Source organism: Alteromonas macleodii, assembly GCF_903772925.1.
In the GTDB taxonomy this organism is placed as follows: Bacteria; Pseudomonadota; Gammaproteobacteria; order Enterobacterales; family Alteromonadaceae; genus Alteromonas; species Alteromonas macleodii_A.
Genome location: NZ_LR812090.1, coordinates 4,157,225 through 4,176,527, shown reverse-complemented (window position 1 = coordinate 4,176,527; position 19,303 = coordinate 4,157,225). Strand labels below are relative to the sequence as shown.

At 45.1% G+C, this 19,303-nt stretch carries 15 protein-coding genes; 5 read left to right on the top strand and 10 right to left on the bottom strand.

Annotation, left to right across the window (positions count from 1 at the left end):
- The first annotated feature begins 87 nt into the window (after nucleotides 1-87).
- From PCAR9_RS17835 to hslU, 3 genes are all read left to right on the top strand, one after another.
- Nucleotides 88-678: an SPOR domain-containing protein gene (locus PCAR9_RS17835; RefSeq protein WP_179984761.1), complete on the top strand. Its 591-nt coding sequence runs from the start codon at nucleotides 88-90 to the stop codon at nucleotides 676-678.
- Nucleotides 679-1,034: 356 nt separating this feature from the next.
- Complete coding sequence (gene hslV / locus PCAR9_RS17830; RefSeq protein ID WP_025257580.1) at nucleotides 1,035-1,559, top strand: ATP-dependent protease subunit HslV; 525 nt, start codon at nucleotides 1,035-1,037, stop codon at nucleotides 1,557-1,559.
- A gap of 82 nt (nucleotides 1,560-1,641) precedes the next feature.
- Nucleotides 1,642-2,970, top strand: a complete 1,329-nt coding sequence (hslU, locus tag PCAR9_RS17825) for an ATP-dependent protease ATPase subunit HslU (protein WP_118491788.1) — start codon at nucleotides 1,642-1,644, stop codon at nucleotides 2,968-2,970.
- 203 nt (nucleotides 2,971-3,173) lie between these two features.
- Here hslU and PCAR9_RS17820 read toward each other — a convergent pair whose 3' ends face one another.
- The 7 genes from PCAR9_RS17820 to PCAR9_RS17790 form a co-directional block, all read right to left on the bottom strand.
- Nucleotides 3,174-3,629, bottom strand: coding sequence for a type II toxin-antitoxin system YhaV family toxin (locus PCAR9_RS17820; RefSeq protein ID WP_179985272.1), 456 nt, complete (start codon nucleotides 3,627-3,629; stop codon nucleotides 3,174-3,176).
- 20 nt (nucleotides 3,630-3,649) lie between these two features.
- Entirely contained in the window at nucleotides 3,650-3,979 is a 330-nt protein-coding gene (locus tag PCAR9_RS17815; protein WP_179984760.1) for a type II toxin-antitoxin system PrlF family antitoxin, read from the bottom strand.
- Nucleotides 3,980-4,188: 209 nt separating this feature from the next.
- Complete coding sequence (locus PCAR9_RS17810; RefSeq protein WP_179984759.1) at nucleotides 4,189-5,187, bottom strand: ATP-grasp domain-containing protein; 999 nt, start codon at nucleotides 5,185-5,187, stop codon at nucleotides 4,189-4,191.
- Nucleotides 5,188-5,299: 112 nt separating this feature from the next.
- Nucleotides 5,300-5,521, bottom strand: coding sequence for a hypothetical protein (locus PCAR9_RS17805; RefSeq protein WP_179984758.1), 222 nt, complete (start codon nucleotides 5,519-5,521; stop codon nucleotides 5,300-5,302).
- Nucleotides 5,522-5,568: 47 nt separating this feature from the next.
- A complete protein-coding gene (locus PCAR9_RS17800; protein ID WP_179984757.1) occupies nucleotides 5,569-5,880 on the bottom strand; it encodes a helix-turn-helix domain-containing protein in 312 nt (103 codons plus the stop codon).
- Entirely contained in the window at nucleotides 5,877-8,153 is a 2,277-nt protein-coding gene (locus tag PCAR9_RS17795; protein ID WP_179984756.1) for a peptidase domain-containing ABC transporter, read from the bottom strand. The genes PCAR9_RS17800 and PCAR9_RS17795 overlap by 4 nt, the downstream gene beginning before the upstream one ends.
- 2 nt (nucleotides 8,154-8,155) lie before the next feature.
- Nucleotides 8,156-9,409, bottom strand: coding sequence for an HlyD family secretion protein (locus tag PCAR9_RS17790; RefSeq protein WP_179984755.1), 1,254 nt, complete (start codon nucleotides 9,407-9,409; stop codon nucleotides 8,156-8,158).
- Between the two features lie 430 nt (nucleotides 9,410-9,839).
- Here PCAR9_RS17790 and PCAR9_RS17785 point away from each other — a divergent pair, with 430 nt between their 5' ends.
- Nucleotides 9,840-11,384, top strand: a complete 1,545-nt coding sequence (locus PCAR9_RS17785) for a hydroxymethylglutaryl-CoA reductase (protein WP_179984754.1) — start codon at nucleotides 9,840-9,842, stop codon at nucleotides 11,382-11,384.
- Between the two features lie 77 nt (nucleotides 11,385-11,461).
- Here the strand turns inward: PCAR9_RS17785 and PCAR9_RS17780 are convergent, their stop codons facing one another.
- The 3 genes from PCAR9_RS17780 to PCAR9_RS17770 all read right to left on the bottom strand — a co-directional run bounded on the left by PCAR9_RS17780 (nucleotide 11,462) and on the right by PCAR9_RS17770 (nucleotide 16,724).
- Nucleotides 11,462-14,797 carry an amidohydrolase family protein gene (locus PCAR9_RS17780; protein WP_179984753.1) on the bottom strand — a complete coding sequence of 1,112 codons (3,336 nt, stop codon included), beginning with the start codon at nucleotides 14,795-14,797 and terminating at the stop codon, nucleotides 11,462-11,464.
- A gap of 345 nt (nucleotides 14,798-15,142) precedes the next feature.
- Complete coding sequence (locus PCAR9_RS17775) at nucleotides 15,143-16,396, bottom strand: type II toxin-antitoxin system HipA family toxin (RefSeq protein WP_179984752.1); 1,254 nt, start codon at nucleotides 16,394-16,396, stop codon at nucleotides 15,143-15,145.
- Nucleotides 16,386-16,724, bottom strand: coding sequence for a helix-turn-helix transcriptional regulator (locus PCAR9_RS17770; RefSeq protein WP_179984751.1), 339 nt, complete (start codon nucleotides 16,722-16,724; stop codon nucleotides 16,386-16,388). Before PCAR9_RS17770 ends, PCAR9_RS17775 begins: the two co-directional genes overlap by 11 nt.
- 309 nt (nucleotides 16,725-17,033) lie before the next feature.
- Between PCAR9_RS17770 and PCAR9_RS17765 the strand changes: the two genes are divergently transcribed.
- On the top strand, nucleotides 17,034-19,280 hold the full coding sequence (locus PCAR9_RS17765) for a molybdopterin oxidoreductase family protein (RefSeq protein ID WP_179984750.1): 2,247 nt from the start codon (nucleotides 17,034-17,036) through the stop codon (nucleotides 19,278-19,280).
- Nucleotides 19,281-19,303 lie beyond the last annotated feature (23 nt).

Here is a 19,303-nt window from a genome sequence, read left to right as displayed (position 1 = left end):
CTGAAACACTAGCCCTTCTAATAGACTTGGTATATGACGTTTTCTTACGCATACAAACAACGATAACAAGTAGGAATATTGCCGACTATGGCTCAACGCGATTATGTCTCTCGTGGACGCTCTCCTCAAAAAAAGAAGGCTGCTGGTAAAGGTAGAAAACCGGCCACAAATACGCGATCAAACGCACAATCTAACGGCCCAGTTTCTGGGAAGCTTCCTATCGTTCGCCTTATAGGCATTTTCGCTCTAGTGATTGGCTTCGGTGTATTTTTGTGGTCGATAAAAGACAATGTAGAGGATGACGTAGATACTCAGGCTTCACGACCTGTTGCCCCAACAGAAGAGTCTTTACCTGAACTGCCTGAGGAAGAGTGGGAATACATCAAGACTCTGCCAGGATACGAAGTAGAAGTTGAAGTAAGAGAGCAGGAAAAGTCGGATAAACGCTATTTAATGCAGTGCGCCTCGTTTAGAACCCGCGCCCAAGCTGAAGAGATGAAAGCCAAAATTGCATTCCAGGGTTTAGAAGCTCTTATCAGACACAGCACCGGCAGCAATGGTGATTGGTTCCGCGTTATTCTTGGCCCTTATGAGTCTAAGCGCGATGCGGAGAAAGCCAAGCACAGCCTGCGTAAGGTGAACATCGCCACATGCCAAATTTGGTACTGGAATTTGTAGCAGCTCTTTCCAGAGCGCTATCAGACAGCAAAGAACGAGCTCGCTTCTAGGCGAGCAACATTTATGTAGCGACTTCAATGTTGCTACTTTATCTGTGCTCTATTTCTTAGGCATTATTTCAATTGGCCATAGGCTGTATTGGCGAAAGTATGCGCTCGATAAATGACATATTCAATAAGCACCGTCAGCGCTAAGCCCATATAGTAAGCAGCGCTGAGCGCACATAATTCTATCCTACCCTTGAAATTAAAAAGCCTTCCCCCACTTATTTGTTATTGAATTATTACGCTGCTGCCCTAGTTCCGCTAAAAGGTACGTATAAAACGCAGCAGCGCCCAGCTAAACGGGGAAATAACGTGACAACGATTGTATCTGTACGACGTGGGAATCAAGTGGTAATGGCCGGTGACGGACAGGTATCACTGGGCAACACAGTAATGAAAGGGAATGCGCGCAAGGTGCGCCGTTTGTACCACGACAAAATTCTAGCGGGATTTGCGGGCGGCACGGCCGACGCGTTTACGCTATTTGAGCGCTTTGAAGCGAAGCTTGAAGCGCACCAAGGCCATTTAACCAAAGCGGCGGTTGAACTTGCCAAAGACTGGCGGACTGACAGGGCGCTACGCAAACTCGAAGCCCTGCTTGCCGTAGCCGATGAAACGGCGTCATTTATCATTACCGGTAATGGTGACGTAGTGCAGCCAGAGCAAGACCTTATCGCTATCGGCTCTGGCGGTAACTACGCCCAAGCAGCGGCTACTGCACTTTTAGATAATACCGAGTTAAGCGCTAAGGAAATTGCTGAAAAGTCGCTGACCATTGCCGGTGATATTTGCGTATTCACTAACCATAGCCAAACGGTTGATGTACTAGATTACTAAGTAATAGCGAAAGCTATTATTGGCTTGTTGTCGCTCGTCTGCGTAGCAAGTACAACAAGTATTGTTAGAAAAGGGTTTATTCATGTCTGAGATGACACCAAGAGAAATTGTTCACGAGTTAGACCGACACATTATCGGTCAACAAGATGCCAAGCGCGCCGTATCTATTGCACTTAGAAACCGCTGGCGTCGTATGCAGCTTGAGCCTGAGCTGCGCCAAGAAGTTACGCCAAAAAATATTTTGATGATTGGTCCAACGGGGGTGGGTAAAACTGAAATCGCTCGCCGTCTAGCTAAACTTGCTAACGCACCTTTCATTAAAGTTGAAGCGACAAAGTTCACCGAGGTGGGCTATGTAGGTAAAGAAGTTGAAACTATCATTCGTGATTTAGCCGACATCGCGGTAAAAATGACGAAAGAAAACGAAATGAAGAAAGTGAAATTCCGTGCTGAAGAAGCCGCGGAAGAGCGCATTTTAGACGTTTTGCTTCCTCCACCAGAAGACGCGTGGGGCAACAAAGAAGACGTCGAAGATCGCGGCACACGCCAAGCATTTCGCAAGAAGCTACGTCAGGGCGATTTAGACGACAAAGAAATTGAAATTGACGTAGCACTTCCACAGATGGGCGTAGAAATTATGGCGCCTCCTGGTATGGAAGAAATGACTAATCAGCTTCAAGGCATGTTCCAAAACTTGTCGGGTTCGCAAAAGAAAAAGAAGAAGCTGAAAATTAAAGAAGCGTTCAAACTGCTTATTGAAGAAGAGGCAGCACGCCTTGTAAATCAAGAAGATTTGAAAGAAAAAGCAATTGAGTCAGTAGAACAGCACGGTATTGTGTTTGTCGATGAAATTGACAAAATTTGTAAGCGTGAAGGCAATACGTCAGGCGATGTGTCTCGTGAAGGCGTACAGCGTGACCTGCTTCCACTTGTAGAAGGCTCTACAGTATCGACGAAACACGGTATGGTTAAAACCGACCATATCTTGTTTATTGCTTCAGGTGCATTCCAAATGAGCAAGCCGTCTGACCTTATCCCAGAACTTCAGGGTCGACTGCCTATTCGTGTTGAGCTTGCTGCGCTGAAAGTAGGTGACTTTAAACGTATTCTTACCGAGCCAAATGCATCATTAACTCAGCAGTATGTTGCGTTAATGAAAACGGAAGGAGTTGATATCAGCTTCGATGATTCGGGCATTCAGCGTATTGCAGAAGCAGCATGGCAGGTGAACGAGCGCACCGAAAACATTGGCGCACGTCGCTTGCACACGGTGCTTGAACGCCTAATGGAAGATATTTCGTTTGATGCTTCTGAAAAAAGCGGTGAGAGCTTCGTGATTGATGCAGATTACGTTAACAGCCACCTAGAAACCTTGGTGGACAACGAAGACCTATCGCGTTTCATCCTATAATTAATCGCTAAGTAGAAGCCTCTTCCTATAGTTGGGTCATTGCCCAACTATAGGGGAGGCTTCATTATTTTTTAAGCAAACCAAGTCGTCAATTTGTAAATCAGAAATTGTATACTGTTAGGTGTCATGGATGGCAATGCATGAATGTGCCTAAACTCAAAGCAATAGTGAGACTATTAGCTAAAAGAAAATAAGCAGGCGGTTTAAAGTGGGAGAAGTTCATTCTTAGCTGCTTTTAAAAGATCCTTCCATTCTTTTGGTGGGTGACCAGATTTCACCATCTTTTCAAAAACTTTATAAGCATCTGTTTTACTTCCATAGGCTCGCTTGTTTGTGTCGTCATTCACCCATGCATATACAATAACCTTTGATTCAAGGTGGAAACGAAAAAAAAGTCGATACTGTTGAAAAAACTTTGCTCGAAACCAGTGTTTATTGTCATCGCCTAATGTATTCACTTGGCGGAAATTTGCGTGAGTAGGATCATGGGGTATGAGTTCAAAGGCCAGTCTTTGGATAGCAGCTAATCGCTTAGTTACATTTTTCTTTTTGTAATTTTGCGGATCTTTTTCCCGTAAAGCTTCAACCTGAACTTTAAGACTGAGATACTGATCTTTAAATAGTGGATGAGCATAGAGTGTCCAACCGTTTATGACCATTGGTATCGCTTTTTCCAAACTTACTCGTCCTCATCCAACAAAGGAGCGTCTAGGTCAACCTCAACACCTTGAATCAATTCACTCACGCTCTCACGCATGCTTGTAGATAACGGTTCTACCTTTTCTGGATTAGCCTGGATATCACGAGCAATGAACGCCAAAAACTCACCAATTATGGGATCGCTTTTTTGTGTTTCTACACGCGATATAACAACGCTACCGTCAGCCTGAATGGCATATTTAATTTTGTCTTTTTTGCTTAAACGTAATGCCTGTCGAACAGAACTAGGCACTGTAGTTTGAAAACGTTCGGTAAGTGTTGATTCCGTTTCTAAAGCAACGCGTGTCATAACAATCTCTAAAATATACAAATCGGGTTACTTCAAATTTTAGTACGACAACAAAAGTAATGCAAATGCATTACCTCTGTGCCTCAGGACATCGCGCATTTCGGCTTCTAATGTATAGAGGAACTTCATAGTACAATCCCGCATAAGCTCTTTTAATTTTGAAGCCTGAAACAACCCGAAAGAGTTAGGCACTTAGAATTAATCTAACCCTAATGTTTTAAAAGCAGTGCCACCAATTTGTCTGTTATATTCAGGCCGGTATCGTTCTCTACTTTAAGGAAATAAGGACTGGGGTTTGCCTCTAGAAAAAAGTACTTTCCCTTCGCACTTCTACGCCAGTCGATTGCGCACCAATGCATGCCTAACGCTTGGCAAATTTTAATAGCCATACGCTGCACCTCGTTTGGGATAATAGTCACAGACACACTGGCATTGTCGTCGTTTCTATAATCTAGTTCGCTTGAGTCGATTTGTACGCTTAGCACATCATTGCCAAGCACATAGCTACGTACATTTTCGCCCATAATGTATTTTTGAAAGGTCACAGGGCGCTCATTTAAAAGTGTATTTAGGAGCGGGCGCATATTAGGTTGTTTGTTTACAAATTGTACCGTGCGCCCCCCGCGCACCGGCTTATAAATAACTTCTCGCATGTTGTTGCAAAACTGAGAGGCGACTTCGGGGGCATTGCCAACAAAGGTGTAGGGTATATGTGCACCTAACTTGCCAGCAATGCGTGATTGATAAGGCTTACATTGGTGGCTTCTCACGGCATCGATAGAATTGACCCATTTGATGTCGCTATAGCTAAACCAACAAAGTAAAGTGCTTGCCCGTTCTTGCTCGGTCCAAGTAGCATTTTCTAGCAGTTTAGGTGGATTATCATAAGGCTTTTCGGGCTCAATTTTGTTATCCAAAGCGTGATCGGGACGACTCTTCTCACCTGATGCTGTCAACGAAGTCCCCGGCAAATATTCATGCCAATAGGCTGCTTTGGTGTTCGAAAAAGTCACTCTGGGTTGGTCACATAGTGTCGTTGAATTGAAATGAACCAATCCGTCATCAAAATCAGGGTCATAGCTAATACTCCAGGCTGAACCGAATTGTTGCGTATTAGCGATATAAAAAGGGGTAGCTGTTTGACTAAGCGCCTTCGCTACGTGTTGAATTTGTGGGTCTTGCTCACTTCCTAAAAGTGCAACGTGCATTCGCGCTCCTTGCTAATGGGTTATCGATTAAGTACATCTGTTTGTCAAAAGCGCAACACATGGACAGATCGTAAACACTGGCTATCCATATGCTGACGCTAAGGGGTTAGAGCTATGACAAAATATCCGGTAGTTTGCCGCCGCCTTCACCAATAGCCATGGTTATATAAACCGGCTCTTTGGGGCTAGGGCCGACTACCGGTACGGTATCGCTTAAACGAATGCGTAGACCGCCGGATACCTCAAACAGCTGAGCTTCCGCTAAAGCAACGGGCTCGGTGCTTTCTGGTTGGTTTAGATTTAGTTGGTTGTTATTTGGTTGATGGTGTTTCATAAAGTACGCTCCTTGTAGTGGCGTGTTGAGTTAAAAAGTGGATGCGCTTAAAGCGAAACCACTTCTCGGTAAAGGGTTCTAAAGCAGCAGGCGATAAGTGCTGAACGGCTACTGATATTGAGTTTTTTATAAATGTTGGCGCAGTGAAACTTAACGGTTCGCTCGCTGATAAATAGCTCAGAGGCGATCACTTTGTTAGAGCGGCCTTCCATTATTTTGTGTACTACCTGTAGCTCACGTTTCGATAGACAGTCCATGGGAATAACGGTGTCACGAGCGGTAATGCCACTCGCATCTATTTGCATACGCTCAGCAGCTGTCATCAATACTGCGGGTTCTCTTACTTCATGGTTTTTCATAGTGTTTCTCCGTGTTTACCAGATGTTGCGCTTCCTGTTACTTCAGAGGGAGAGCATGGTTGTAATGTGCCTTGTTCTAGGCGATAAACTTTGTCTGCCATGGCGATAGATTGGGGGCGGTGAGCCACAATAATTCGGGTCATATTCAAGGATTTGAGGTGGTGATTTATCTGCGCCTCATTGGCCATATCTAAATGGCTACTTGCTTCGTCTAAGAACAAAATGTCGGGCTCTTGATATAGCGCTCTCGCTAAAAGCAAGCGCTGCTTTTGTCCACCGCTTAAGCTGCTACCCATATCGCCTACCAGCGAGTGATATTGCATAGGCATGTGCATAATGTCGTGATGGATACAGGCAAGTTGTGCAACATAAACCATTTTCTTGAGGTTGGGGACTTCTTCAAAACAACAGATATTTTGGCCTATAGTGCCGCTTAAGCAGGCGTCCTCTTGAAGCACAGAAGCGATGACAGGGTTTACAGTACTAGGGTGTTCTAAGCTACCTTGCGAGGCTGGATACAGGCCCATTAAGCACTTCAGCAGCGTGCTTTTACCACAGCCGCTGCCACCTATAATGGCTACGATTTCACCGGTTTTTACTGAAAGTGTCAGGTTTTTAAATACCCACTCGCTATTTTCCCCATAGCGGTAGCTAAGTGACTTCACCCTAAGCGCGGTAGCACTTGTCATAGCGCTACCGTCGAATGTGCTACTTTCCAGCAAGTCAGCATTGGGCTGGTGGAATAGGGGAGAGTTAAGTGAATCTGAGGTAGGAGCCGAGCGGTTACGCGTATGTGTACTGTGTACGCCGAGCGAACGCTCAGTGTTATATAGCGGCTGAACTTTAGTTTTTTGCTCTACTGGTGTAAGTAAAATATCGCTTAAGCGGTTGAAATGAACGCCTAGCATATTAAGCTCAATAAGCTTGTTAACTATACCGTCGATAGCACCTACAAACCTTGTCTTATATGCCATAAAAGCTAGCAACATGCCTATTGAAAGGGAACCTTGCATGACAAGGTTCGCGCCAATATAAACAACGACCAAGTTTTCAACACCGAATAGCAATTGGTTTGCAAGTGCGCTACCTATATTAAATTTCCCTAAGGTGATGTCTTTATTAAGCGTTGCAACTAGCTTGTTTTGCCAAATGCCGTGACGCTGTATTTCTTGTCCATACACGCGAATAGGTAAAATTGCCCGTACACTTTCCATAAAGTGGCTTTGCTCAGATGCTGCCAAGGCAATGCGCTCTGTGGTATGCCTTTTTATAAATGGCAGGAGTCCCAAACGAATGGCCAGATAGATAAGCATGATTACCACGACAACCAAAGTGAGTTTGAACGAATATAAACTCATCACCGCCAAGGTAACGACTGCCATTATTCCATCTAGCATGGCGGTAACGACCCCTGTTGTTAAAAACTCCCGAATGCTAGCCAAGGAACCAAAGCGCGATACCACATCACCAATATGGCGTTTATCAAAATAGTCCAAGGGAAGAGCTAAAAGATGTTTAAATACAGAGGCAGACATTTGTAGCTGTAGGCTGGATGAAACGGACAAGATAACGAACTTTCTTATACCGCTTGTAAAGGTTTCTATAACCAGTAATAAAGTAAAGCCAATAGCGAGAGCTTTGAGCAAAGCATCGTTGTTGTAAATTAATACATCGTCTACCACTGTTTGCATGTAGTAGGGTGCAGCAAGGGCAAAAATCTGCAGCACTACCGATAAGGCGAAAAGGGTTAGGAGGTTACGTTTAAAGCCAATGGCGCGGGAGAAAAACTGAGTAAGCCCAAGTTGGGGCGCAGATTTTTTTGGGCTAAATGTGTCACTTGGTGAGACCTCAAGCGCGATCCCCGTGACGTATTTTGAGGCTTCTGCAAAATTGAGCTTTCTTTTTCCTAGCGCGGGATCATTAACGAAAATATGCTTCCCTCTTACTTTTGTCAAAACAACAAAGTGATTCATATCCCAGTGCAAAATAGCTGGACAAGATAGCTGAGCAAGATGCTCCATTTCTATCTTTACCGCTCGGGTTTGAAAGCCTAAGTCACTGGCAATTCGCATTACGTCTTTTAGAGTTGTTCCTCGCAATGACACGGATATGCTTTGACGCAAAGTATTGAGATCTCGCTTGTCAGAGTAGTACTGTGCAATCATTGCCATACAAGCAAGCCCGCACTCAGCCGCTTCGCTTTGCAAAATAACCGGTACCCTGCTTGTTGTATGAAATAGTTGTACCGAAAGAGGGTGTGTTGAACTCATCATGATTACAGCTTCCCTTTAATGCTATAAAGCGGTTCCATTAACCATTCCATAAGCGTGCGTTGACTTAATTGAACATCTGCCGAAAATGTCATGCCTGCTTTCAATGAAATACTGTTGCCGTAAGCCAATACTTCGTTTGTATCTAAGGTGGCAGTAACCAAGTAGGCTGGCTCGCTAATTGAAATAGGTACATCGGCAAGTTCTTCCGGTAAGACAAGCGACGAGGAAATATTGACTATCTCGCCTAACTGCACACCAAACTTTTGATAAGGGAAGGCGTCATATCGTATATGTAGGGCTTGTCCTTCTCGCAAAAATCCTGCTGAGCGCACGGGGACCGCAATTCGCGCTTGAATGTCAGCATTTTGAGGGAGCAGTGTGAGTAGAGGTCGAGAGCTATCTACCGTATAACCGGTCCTAACATGCAGGCCTGAAATTACGCCGCTGCGGGGCGCATAAATTATCTCTTCAGCATTACTTTTGTGACTTACAATTTGTTGAGTGAGATCGCTATATGTGTTCTCTATATTTGCCAACTCATTGGCTTGTTGTTCAGGCAAGGTAGCTAGCTCATGACTTATTGCTGCTATGTTGGCTTGCTCGTTATTCCAATCCTTTTTCGCTAAAGCAAGTTTCTGCTCTGCATTTAAGCGATTAAGCGAATGGGTTTCAAAGTCGGCACGGCTAATATGTCCCTGTTCAAGTAAGGTTTGTGCTTTTGCCCATTGTTTAGATGCTAAAAGCCACTGTGATCGGGTTAAAGCAATAATGTCTTTCAACGTTGCTGAAGTATGTTTAGCCTGGGAAAGCTGCTCTTCCAAGCGCTGTTGCTGTGCTAGGTGCAAAGTGCGCAGGCGCTTAATACTTTGATGAGTTCGGTTTTGTTTCGACTCTAGTTCGGCAAGTAACTGTGTACTGACTCTATGGCCTAACGCATCCTTGCTGCTGTAACTAATTTTTATTAGCGGTGCGCCTTTTTCAACTAATTGACCTTCACTGGCTATAACGTCGAGCACTTTTCCTCGCCTTGCGTCTGAATAAAGCTTGTAAACACCATGGCTTGGTTCTAACCATCCAGTTACCGAAGCTTTTCGTGCATAACTTTCCATGTTTAGGTAAACAGCAACTGCCACAATCCACACGACAAGTAGCCCAGCTATCGCTGAATAGGCAGGTTTAGGCGTCATTAAAAATCTGCCCTCTACTGCGTTTGATTGCTCATCAATAGCTTCTTTTCTAAACAACCCTGTTCTCATCTTCATCCCTATATAATCCGCTACTTGCGCTTAGGTCCTGTTGAAGCAACCCCTTTTCTAGGTGCTAGTTTGCACATAAAGAGTATCTGGCTGCCGCTTCCATACCGGCGATTAATCCTTGGCATCGCGATCCATGACGCCTCCTTTTGTTAACACCAGATACCTTGTGGTCAACGTTACTGCGGTGACGGTGTTTACTTTAGGCGGAGTGAGAAGCGAATGAAGAGTGCTTAAGGTCTACTTTTCGGTAACAAGCACCCTCTTTGGGCTTGGCGCATTTTTGAAAGCGCTTGGCCTAAATTTGAAAGTTGATATTGCGCAAGAAAAAGGTGAAGAAATATAAAGAAGTCATAGAAGTGTATAAAGAATGTGCTATAAAAAACAAAGAAATATGAAAACAACACGGTAAGAATACGTAGAAGGACGCCACATGTTTGTACCCAGCATACTTTTAAAGCAACTTTACACGCGTGCAAGCCTCACTAAGACAAATAAAGGCTTATCTTTTTCTCTTAAAAACAGGTTAAAAGACGCGACAATCAAGGAAGTAAAGTGGATTTCTCTTGATGGAGAAAAAATTCCTGAAGACAAAATTTCACTCCAGCTTACGCCTGATTCCTGTATTTCCGTGGATGCATTAAACAACTCGGACGGCGAGCCGTTTGGCTTGCGTCAAACTATTACCGTGCACTTGGATATTGATGAAGCGCCTTGCCCTGAAAAACGAAAGCTGGGTATCTGTTTTTCCGCTTCACCATTTGGAAAGCTTAAATTTGAAGTAGAAGATAATATTACTGCGCCCGGTCAACGCAGTGCTTTTATTCCACGTGACGATATGGATGACTATGGCGAAAGCATTATAAAAACACGCCAAGAATATTTTGAAAGCGCGACGGGAAAGAAAATTGACCACCTAGGTAAGTACTCAATTGACCCGCAAGCGCTTAAAGGCAACATCGAGCATTTTATTGGCGTGGCGCAGGTTCCTATTGGTATTGCTGGGCCGTTGACTATAAAAGGCGAACACGCTCAAGGTGATTTTGTCGTGCCACTTGCAACTACTGAAGGCACCCTTGTGGCGTCTTACAACCGAGGTATGAAGTTACTTAACATGAGTGGTGGCGTGACGGCTACGGTAGTTGATGATGCCATGCAACGAGCCCCAGTTTTTATCTTTGAAAATGCCCGTGGCGCACGGGACTTTGTAAAGTGGATAAAAACAAACTTTGAAAAGATTAAAGAAGAAGCTGAAGCGACCTCAAGCGTGGCTAAGCTAACTTATATCGACCACTTCCTATCGAATAAATTTGCGTTTTTGCGGTTTAACTTTAAAACCGGCGATGCTGCTGGACAAAACATGGTTGGGCGCGCAACTTTTGCGGCTTGCGGGTGGATACTCGACCATTACGAAGGAATAGAGAACTTTTATCTCGAATCTAATTTTGCTACCGACAAAAAAGCCTCTCAAATAAACATTATGCGCACGCGAGGCAAACGGGTTACGGCAGAAGCCACTATTAAACGAGAGCATTTATTGGAGGTAATGCGTGTTGACCCTAAACAAATCGATTATCACGGCCGTGTGGCTGGAGTAGGGTCTTTCTTATCTGGTGTGAATAACACCGGCCTTCATTCGCCAAACGGTATTACCGCTATGTTTATAGCAACAGGGCAAGACGTAGCCAACGTATCTGAATCATCAGCGGCCATGATGTATTCAGAGCTAACTGACGACGGCGATTTATACGTGTCTATCACCATACCATCGCTTATTGTGGCTACTTATGGCGGCGGTACCGGTATTGGCACACAGCGAGAGTGCTTAGAATTGCTCGACTGCTACGGGCGCGACCGGGTGTATAAATTTGCAGAAATCGTGGCGTCGGTTGTGCTGGCTGGTGAGATATCGCTAGCCTCAGCCATTAGTTCGTCAGACTGGGTCTCGTCACACGAACAGTATGGGCGAAACAGATAAAAAGAATAGATTTACTGACTGAAATTAAAAGGGGCTTCACATAATGTGAAGCCCCTTTTTGTTTAGCGCTTTCTTGATTAATGCTCCCAATGATAGTGGTGCGCTTTCGCTTCCACATCATCTGCCGTTTGTTGCGGCATAAAGGTGGCATTGTCTTGCTCAAAGAAAAACGGTTTACGTTTTGTCTTACTGCCTACTTCGTTCATGGTGGCCGACTCGTATATGCGTCCATTTAGTACAGTGTATTCTACGAATTCACTCTTTCTAATGTCGCTTAGTACATCGCCATCAATTACTACTAGGTCAGCAAGTTTACCTTTTTCGATACTGCCCAGATCTTTGCCCATGCCTAGGTGTTTCGCGCCATCAATAGTGCCGCCGCGTAGTGCTTCCCAAGGCGTGAAGCCACCTTGCTCCATGATCCACAGTTCCCAGTGAGCAGCTAAGCCTTCACGCTGACCGTGAGCGCCAATATGTACACTGACCCCATTATCTCGAAGCTCTTTGGCGTAGCTTGCTACGTTTTGGTGGTTGTACTGATTTTCTGGAGCCGTAGGTCTGCGGATCGCACGGCTATCTAGAATAGTCGACGGCGTATAACGAAGAAGACGCGGGTTCTTCCAGACTTCAGTTTTGTCGTACCAGTACTCTTCACCCATCATGCCGCCGTACGACACAACAAAGGTCGGCGTATAGCCAAACTCAGTGGCTTTCCACAGTTGAGTGACGTCGCTGTAGCCTTTTTCCACAGGAATGCTGTGCTCAAGGCCCGTATGGCCATCTACCAACATAGTCAGATTCTGTTGAAGCTTACCGCCCCCTTCAGGCACTACCATCATCTCTTGATTTTTTGCTGCCCACAGCACTTGCTGACGCTGGTCACGACGGGGCTGGTTGTAGCTTTTCACTGAAATAGCACCGGCTTCTTTTAGGCGCTCTACATGAAAGTAGGCATCTTCGTAGTTGTTGATAATCGCTTTGTAACCTAGCCCTTCCGCACCGTATAAAATCGTGCCGGTGGAATAGATACGCGGTGCAACAATGTCGCCTTTACGCTGTAATTCTGCCGCAGCAAAGATTTCTGTCGTGTCGTTTGAGGGGTCGTGAATGGTTGTTACACCGAACGACACATTCGAGTACTGACTCCAGTTTTGCTGGGGAATAATCTCATTACGTCCTTGCGAACCATGAGCGTGCGCATCAACAAGCCCTGGAATAATGGTTTTACCTGAGGTGTCTATTTGCATGGCGTCATCAGGAATGGTCACATCGCCACGTTTACCCACTGCTTCAATGCGGTTGTCTTTAATCAGCACAACGCCATCTTCAATCACCTCTTGGGTGTTGTCGGCATCGCGCATGGTTACCACTTTACCGCCAACCAAGGCTTTGTAACCAGATGGTTTGTCAGCTTTGGTGGTAAACGACAAATCCATACCTTCAGCTACTGGCTCAGGTAAGGATTCCGCTGCGCCATCAACAAAGGCAAAGGCTTCATCAAGTGAACGGCTAAATAGCGTAGGGCCGTTAAACCAGCTTAGGGTTTTATTGTCAGGCGACCACGTTAAGTATTCACCTGCACGGCTTGAAAGCTGCGTTACCGGCAGTGAGGTCATGTTCGGGCCTATGGTAATGCGCTTGCCATTTTCAACAAACGGCGCCACGTACGTTTTGAACTGGTAAACAAACGCAACCCATTTCTTATCGTGTGAAAGTTTGTACTCACTTACCTTATCTGCACCGTAAAGGTGAGTTCGCTTGTCGTTACCCTTAAGGTTAACGCTTGAAAGCTGGGTTTCGTAGTAAGCTTCGCCGCCCGCTGATTCGGTGAAATACACTCGGTCGTCGTTACCCGCGAAATGCGCGTTGTAGCCGCCTTCAGATACTTTTTCTACGGTGTCTTCTTCAAGATCTGCTACGTAAATACCTGGCTCAACCGAGTATTTGGGGTCTAGTAAGTAGCCGCCCGTAAATTTGCGGAAAACCACTTTCTCGCCATCGGCAGAGAACGACGGCTCAATGTAGTGACCTGGCTGCTGGGTAATAACCTTTCCTTTCCCGCCACGAGCAGAAACCACGCGAACGGTGCCCAAATCTTGGTCATTCCATGTCGTATAAACAATCGACTTTCCGTCGTTAGAAAAGCGCGGATAGTATTCGTCGTGATCGTTTTGTTTCGTTAATCGCTTAATTTTGCCAGATTTAACGTCGCGCACATAAAGTTTACCCAGTGCTTGAAATAGAACGGTTTTGCCGTTGGGCGACATTTGCGACCAGCGGATCATGCGAACGTCGAATTCATCAGGTGCAACGTCTACATCAAAGCGCAGTGCATCGGCAAATTTCACCGTGCCTTCAACGGTCACGTCCATGGTGCTGGTGGTTTTATCTTTCACGTCGATGGTGTGAAATTTACCGCCTGTCCAATATACGATTTCGCTGCTGTCTGGCATCCAGTCGAAGTAGGCAAAGTAACCTTCCGAACCAAAGCCTTCCTGCATATCTCGCTCTAGCTCTAACGTCAGTGGTGTTTCTACACCTGTCTTGATGTCTTTAATGAAAAGCGCGGTTCTATCTTTAACGCGACGCACAAAAGCGATGTATTTACCGTCAGGTGAAGGCGTAGGAACCACAGCGCCGCCCGTACCGCTAATATAGCGGCTCTCTTCGCCGGTTTCGCGGTCGTAGCGAGTGATAGCAAAAATGCCTTCTAACGGGTCGCGGTTATATTCAAAGCGGGCGCCCGGAACCGTATTTTCGGTAAAGTAAATATACTTGCCGTCATGAGAGAATACAGGGTCAGCAATGTTTTGTTGGTCGCGCTTTCCGCTGTTACGAGCTTTAATTTGTAGGCCGTCACCACCTGATTTGTGGTACATCCATATCTCGCCCGCAGGAATACTACGGCTAGACATGATGCCTTTGGTTACCACTAGGTATTCGCCGTCTGGGCTCCATTTAGGAGAGTGGATAAGATTGCTTTTCTCTTTGGTTACCTGACGAAGATTACTACCGTCAATGTCCATAACCCATACGTTACTTAACCCATCTTTATCCGAGATAAATGCGATCTGTTTACCGTCTGGAGAAATTGAAGGGTGAATATTCCATGCGAAGTCTTGGGTCAGCGGTGTCGCATCGCCACCACTCATGCTCACTTTGTACAAGTCGCCCAGCATGTCAAAAACCATAAACTCGCCGTTTGGTGCAACGTCTAAGCTAGACCACGTGGTTTCGTTTGTTTTGATAGTGACTTCGTTTAATGCATAAGGTGGGTTGCTGACTTCCCACGTTTCAAGCTCGGATTCTGTTTTTTCTTCACTGTCGTTTTGGGCGTATAAAGTAGGTGCGACGCCTAAGCCCAAAGCGCTTACTAGCGTCATGGCCAGTAAGCGTTTCTTTGTCGTTATCATAATGGTGTTTCCAAGTGCTTGTTATTTATTTTCTGTCTACATCAGAGTACATGACTTAACATGACACTACGTACTCTTGAATTGTAAAACTAAGGTTAATCTTACTGCAAAGTAGGAGAGATTCATTTAGCTTATGCGATTGTAAGCACGATTTTAGCGTTTAACTTTCATTACACTATTTTCAAAAATCGTTACTTTTCGCGCTTGTTTCGCATTTAGTTGGTTATATGTAAGCAATGCTATGAGCCTTTGAATACCACGATTACACCTTGCTGTAAAAGCGCTATTCAGAAGCTGATTTAAACTATCAGCGCTAAATGGAATACAGCGGCGCTGCTATAATTGCTAAAGCGTCATAGAGTAAGGATTTAGAAACTGTCGCTGCCAAAACAACCGCTTATCGATTTCGGATAGTCCAGCTTCTGCACAGACTGCATCGTAGCTGTCTTCAATTATCTGAATTTGGCGTTCAAAAATAGCCTTAGCTTCCTCTTTCGATAGCAGAAAGTTGTGCGCAGATTGCAGGCATGTCGCGAGCTGGCTCATTTTATTGTTACCTACAATTAGCATAGCCTGAGACGCTTCGTTTCCAGTACGACCTTGAGGACAAATATCATAGGCCGGTGTTAATGCCAGAGTATGGCCATTCCAAAACGCTGCATGGTTGCGAGCATGATCATCTGTATTGCCACAAAGAACATTAAATGTGAGTCGGCAAAATAGCTCCCGAAGTGTTTCTTTCGGTTTAGTAAATCTGTGTCTAATAATTTCTGCAAGTGTCTCATAACTTGCATACCGCGCCATCATGTCATCAAGTGCAAACAAGGTAAGTGCAGATACAACAGATTTTCTTTTCCAGCCTTTCTCTGAAGCCACACGATCGAATCGTTCTACCAGCAGTACATCTTTATTCGCGGATTTGACTAACTTGACCGGTGCAACATCAAGCCCTACCAACTTAGCCAATCGCATGGCAATGTACTCGGCCTTAACGACGCTGTAGATGTCATTACTGGCGGAAAATTTTGCAATGTATTTTGTTCCGTTTTCTTCAATTAGGGCTTTAGGGCGAGCGCCACCAATCGAACTTCCATGAAACAGGGCTTGATCTAACTCGGGTGTTAGGGGGATACCTTTTTCAACCCGCTCTGCAGATTCTAACAATTCTTCTATGGTGACACTCTTCACAGAGCGCGGCACGTATTCGGTAGGAGAAAGCTGAAAATCTAAGGCTCCAATGCGGTCAGAACCTGACTCCATAAGATAGGTAAGTTCATCTAGCTGAGCAGTATCAATACCATCACCTTTATGCCCGAGGCGTCGGTTGATAATAACGCGTCTGCCCCAAGCATCTGGAGCGCTATCACGAATACACCCTGGCATATTTAACCCATCTAATAAAGGAAGTGCGCCAAGGCGAAGGGGGAGTTCAGGTTCATAGATAGGCACTGCACCCTTAATTCTTTCTAAATAACTTTTACCGTAGTTGAAGATCAAGTTGTCACCATTAGGTGCAAGACGGCCAGCCACGACAGGCTCGATTTCTTCAGGTAGCCAAATCCAAACGAATGCTTCTTTATAATTCTTTTTAGAAGTCATCTATTACTTCCTTACTCGATTTTCGGGCACTCTTGGGTAGCAACGCCAGCTTTTCTTCAATTTGCCTAAGCTGCATTGAAAGTCGGCTCGGCTCTGCCTCAAACAGTGTTACACCGACGATTCTAGCTACCTCAAAAGTTGCTCCTATTTCGCACTTAGGATCTGCCTTTTCTATGCGAGAAAGCATTCCTCTAGAAATGCCTGCGCGGTCCGCAACTTCCTGCGCACTCATCTTCTTTTCAAGTCTTGAGGCACGAATCAGCTTTGCCAATAATGTTAGCGCATCTTCGGTATAACGGGAGTAACTTCTGATTACAGATTTTGGCATTTGCGTCACATATGAACCATTTGGATTGTTAATGATTTATATATAGTGCACGAAGGTGGGCTAGTCAAAACTAATATTGTTTTTTGTGCTACTTATGGCGCTGATTACGCTTTTATGAACTATATATAATGCATTTTTAATTGCACGGTGAATTGGTGAGAAGGTTTATTGAGTGATTTAACCGACATTTCAATTCGCGGGGCTATCACAAAGTTCCACTTCCCATTAATTTCAGTGATGCTTGTCTATTACAGCAATAATCGCTAATTTCATAACAAATCATTAACAATGAATTGTGTAGGAATTACCGTGAGCAACGCTGAACAACAATTGCATTACTCTACTTGTACATTATGTGAAGCAATGTGTGGTATTGAGGTAGCGACGAAAGGTCGTCAAATACTGTCAATAAAAGGGGATAAAGATAACCCCTTTAGCCAAGGCCATATCTGCCCCAAAGCCAGTGCGCTAAAAGATTTGTACGACGACACTGATCGCCTGAAGCGCCCGGTTAAAAGGGTAAGACTTAACGGCGAGGCGAGTGCATCGGAAGACAGCGCCTGGGAAGACTGCACCTGGGAAGAAATCGGGTGGGATGAAGCCTTTGACTTGGTTGCTAACAAGCTACACCACATCCAGCAGACGCACGGTAACAATGCGGTTGGTGTGTATTTAGGTAATCCCAATGCGCATAATATGGGGTCTATTTTATTCGGGCCTTATTTTTATCGCGCTCTTAAGTCTCATAACCGTTATTCCGCTACATCTGTTGACCAGTTGCCACACCATATTGTTAGTAGACGGCTGTTTGGTCATATCTCCCAAATTCCCATTCCAGATATCGACCATACCCAGCATTTTATGATCATCGGCGGGAACCCGCTGGCATCCAACGGCAGCATTATGACGGTGCCAAACGTGAAAAAGCGTTTGAAGGGTATTCAAAAACGCGGTGGGACGGTCGTCGTTATCGATCCTAAACGCAGTGAAACCGCTGATATCAGCTGCGAACATCACTTTATTCGCCCAGGCAGTGATGCGCTATTGCTACTGGCTATGCTGCATGTATTGTTTGAAAAGCAATTGTACAAAGTGGATGAAATTTTACCTTATGCAGAGGATATAAAAGAGGTTGAAAAATACGTTCGCGATTACTCGCCACAAAAAGTCAGCGAGCTTACCGGTATTTCGGATTTACAAATAATTCAGCTTGTTTTGGATTTCTGCAATGCCGAGTCTGCAGTTTGCTATGGCAGGATGGGGGCCAGCGTACAAGCATTTGGCACGCTCACTCAGTATCTTATTATGCTGTTTAACATGCTTACCGGAAACTTAGATAAGCGAGGTGGCATGATGTTTACCCAGCCGGCTGCTGACGTACTGCCAGTTTCAGGTAGGGGCAGTATGGGCGGGTTTAGCTCTCGCGTAAGGGGGCTTCCGGCGTTTGCTGGTGAGTACCCGGTAGCGTGTTTAGCCGAAGAAATTCTAACCCCCGGAGACGGGCAAATTAAAGCCATGGTAGTAGGTGCTGGCAATCCCGTGGTTACTACGCCCAATGCAGAGCAGCTTGATAAGGCGTTTTCACAACTCGACTTCATGGTTGCCGTAGACTTTTATGTTACCGAAACTTCCCGCCATGCTGATGTAATTCTTCCTCCAGTAACTGCGCTAGAACGCGACCACTACGACATTGTTTTTCACAACTTCGCTGTGCGAAATTTCGCTAAGTACTCTGAAGCGGTGGTGGACATTGACGAAGATCAGCTTACCGATTGGCAAATTTATTTATCTTTGGCAGAAAGGCTCGATGCGCTAAATGGGAAAAGCACAGCTCACTATGCTTCGCTTTGGGACAAGCAACCTAAAGGTGTGGTTGATGATTTGTTGCAAGCAGGTCTTTATGGTCGAGCAGCAAGCAAAAGAGAAGGTGCTGCTGCAAATTCAAGTGAAAGTTCAACTGCTGTTCCGAAAGGCGGACTGTCGATTGAAATGCTTAAAGCACACCCGCACGGAATTGATTTAGGGCCGCTACAACCGTCTTTGCCTCATGCCCTGTTCCACGAAGATAAGAAAATCCACTTAGACTTTGATTACTTCATGGCTGATTTGAGCAGGGTAAACACGCATTTCTTTGGACAAACGAACTATGTTTCAGCGCAAAATCAGCCCCTCGTTTTAATAGGGCGTCGGCATATTAAAACCAATAATTCGTGGTTGCACAACAGCCCTCGCATGGTAAAAGGCAACAACCGCTGTACGCTCCAGATTCATCCTGATGATGGGGCAAAATACGGCATTGCAGATGGCGATGAGGTATGCGTGAAATCACGGGTCGGCCAGATAACCATAGAGGCTGAAATCACAGATGCAATTATGCCTGGCGTGGTATCTATTCCCCATGGATGGGGGCACAATAAAAAAGGTATTAAACTGTCTGTGGCAAGTCAGCACCCTGGGGTTAACACCAACATACTTACTGACGATTTACAGGTAGACGAACTGTCTGGTAATGCAGTGTTAAATGGCGTGCCTGTTGAGCTAGAAAAAGTAAGTTAAGCATATAAAAAACGGCATCTACC

What these genes read in the sequence shown, in the direction of transcription:
- PCAR9_RS17835 (WP_179984761.1), top strand. Translation starts at nt 88, where the DNA reads ATGGCTCAACGCGATTATGTCTCTCGTGGACGCTCTCCTCAAAAAAAG.
- hslU (WP_118491788.1), top strand. Translation starts at nt 1,642, where the DNA reads ATGTCTGAGATGACACCAAGAGAAATTGTTCACGAGTTAGACCGACAC.
- PCAR9_RS17820 (WP_179985272.1), bottom strand. Translation starts at nt 3,629, where the DNA reads ATGGTCATAAACGGTTGGACACTCTATGCTCATCCACTATTTAAAGAT.
- PCAR9_RS17815 (WP_179984760.1), bottom strand. Translation starts at nt 3,979, where the DNA reads ATGACACGCGTTGCTTTAGAAACGGAATCAACACTTACCGAACGTTTT.
- PCAR9_RS17810 (WP_179984759.1), bottom strand. Translation starts at nt 5,187, where the DNA reads ATGCACGTTGCACTTTTAGGAAGTGAGCAAGACCCACAAATTCAACAC.
- PCAR9_RS17805 (WP_179984758.1), bottom strand. Translation starts at nt 5,521, where the DNA reads ATGAAACACCATCAACCAAATAACAACCAACTAAATCTAAACCAACCA.
- PCAR9_RS17800 (WP_179984757.1), bottom strand. Translation starts at nt 5,880, where the DNA reads ATGAAAAACCATGAAGTAAGAGAACCCGCAGTATTGATGACAGCTGCT.
- PCAR9_RS17795 (WP_179984756.1), bottom strand. Translation starts at nt 8,153, where the DNA reads ATGATGAGTTCAACACACCCTCTTTCGGTACAACTATTTCATACAACA.
- PCAR9_RS17790 (WP_179984755.1), bottom strand. Translation starts at nt 9,409, where the DNA reads ATGAGAACAGGGTTGTTTAGAAAAGAAGCTATTGATGAGCAATCAAAC.
- PCAR9_RS17785 (WP_179984754.1), top strand. Translation starts at nt 9,840, where the DNA reads ATGTTTGTACCCAGCATACTTTTAAAGCAACTTTACACGCGTGCAAGC.
- PCAR9_RS17780 (WP_179984753.1), bottom strand. Translation starts at nt 14,797, where the DNA reads ATGATAACGACAAAGAAACGCTTACTGGCCATGACGCTAGTAAGCGCT.
- PCAR9_RS17775 (WP_179984752.1), bottom strand. Translation starts at nt 16,396, where the DNA reads ATGACTTCTAAAAAGAATTATAAAGAAGCATTCGTTTGGATTTGGCTA.
- PCAR9_RS17770 (WP_179984751.1), bottom strand. Translation starts at nt 16,724, where the DNA reads ATGCCAAAATCTGTAATCAGAAGTTACTCCCGTTATACCGAAGATGCG.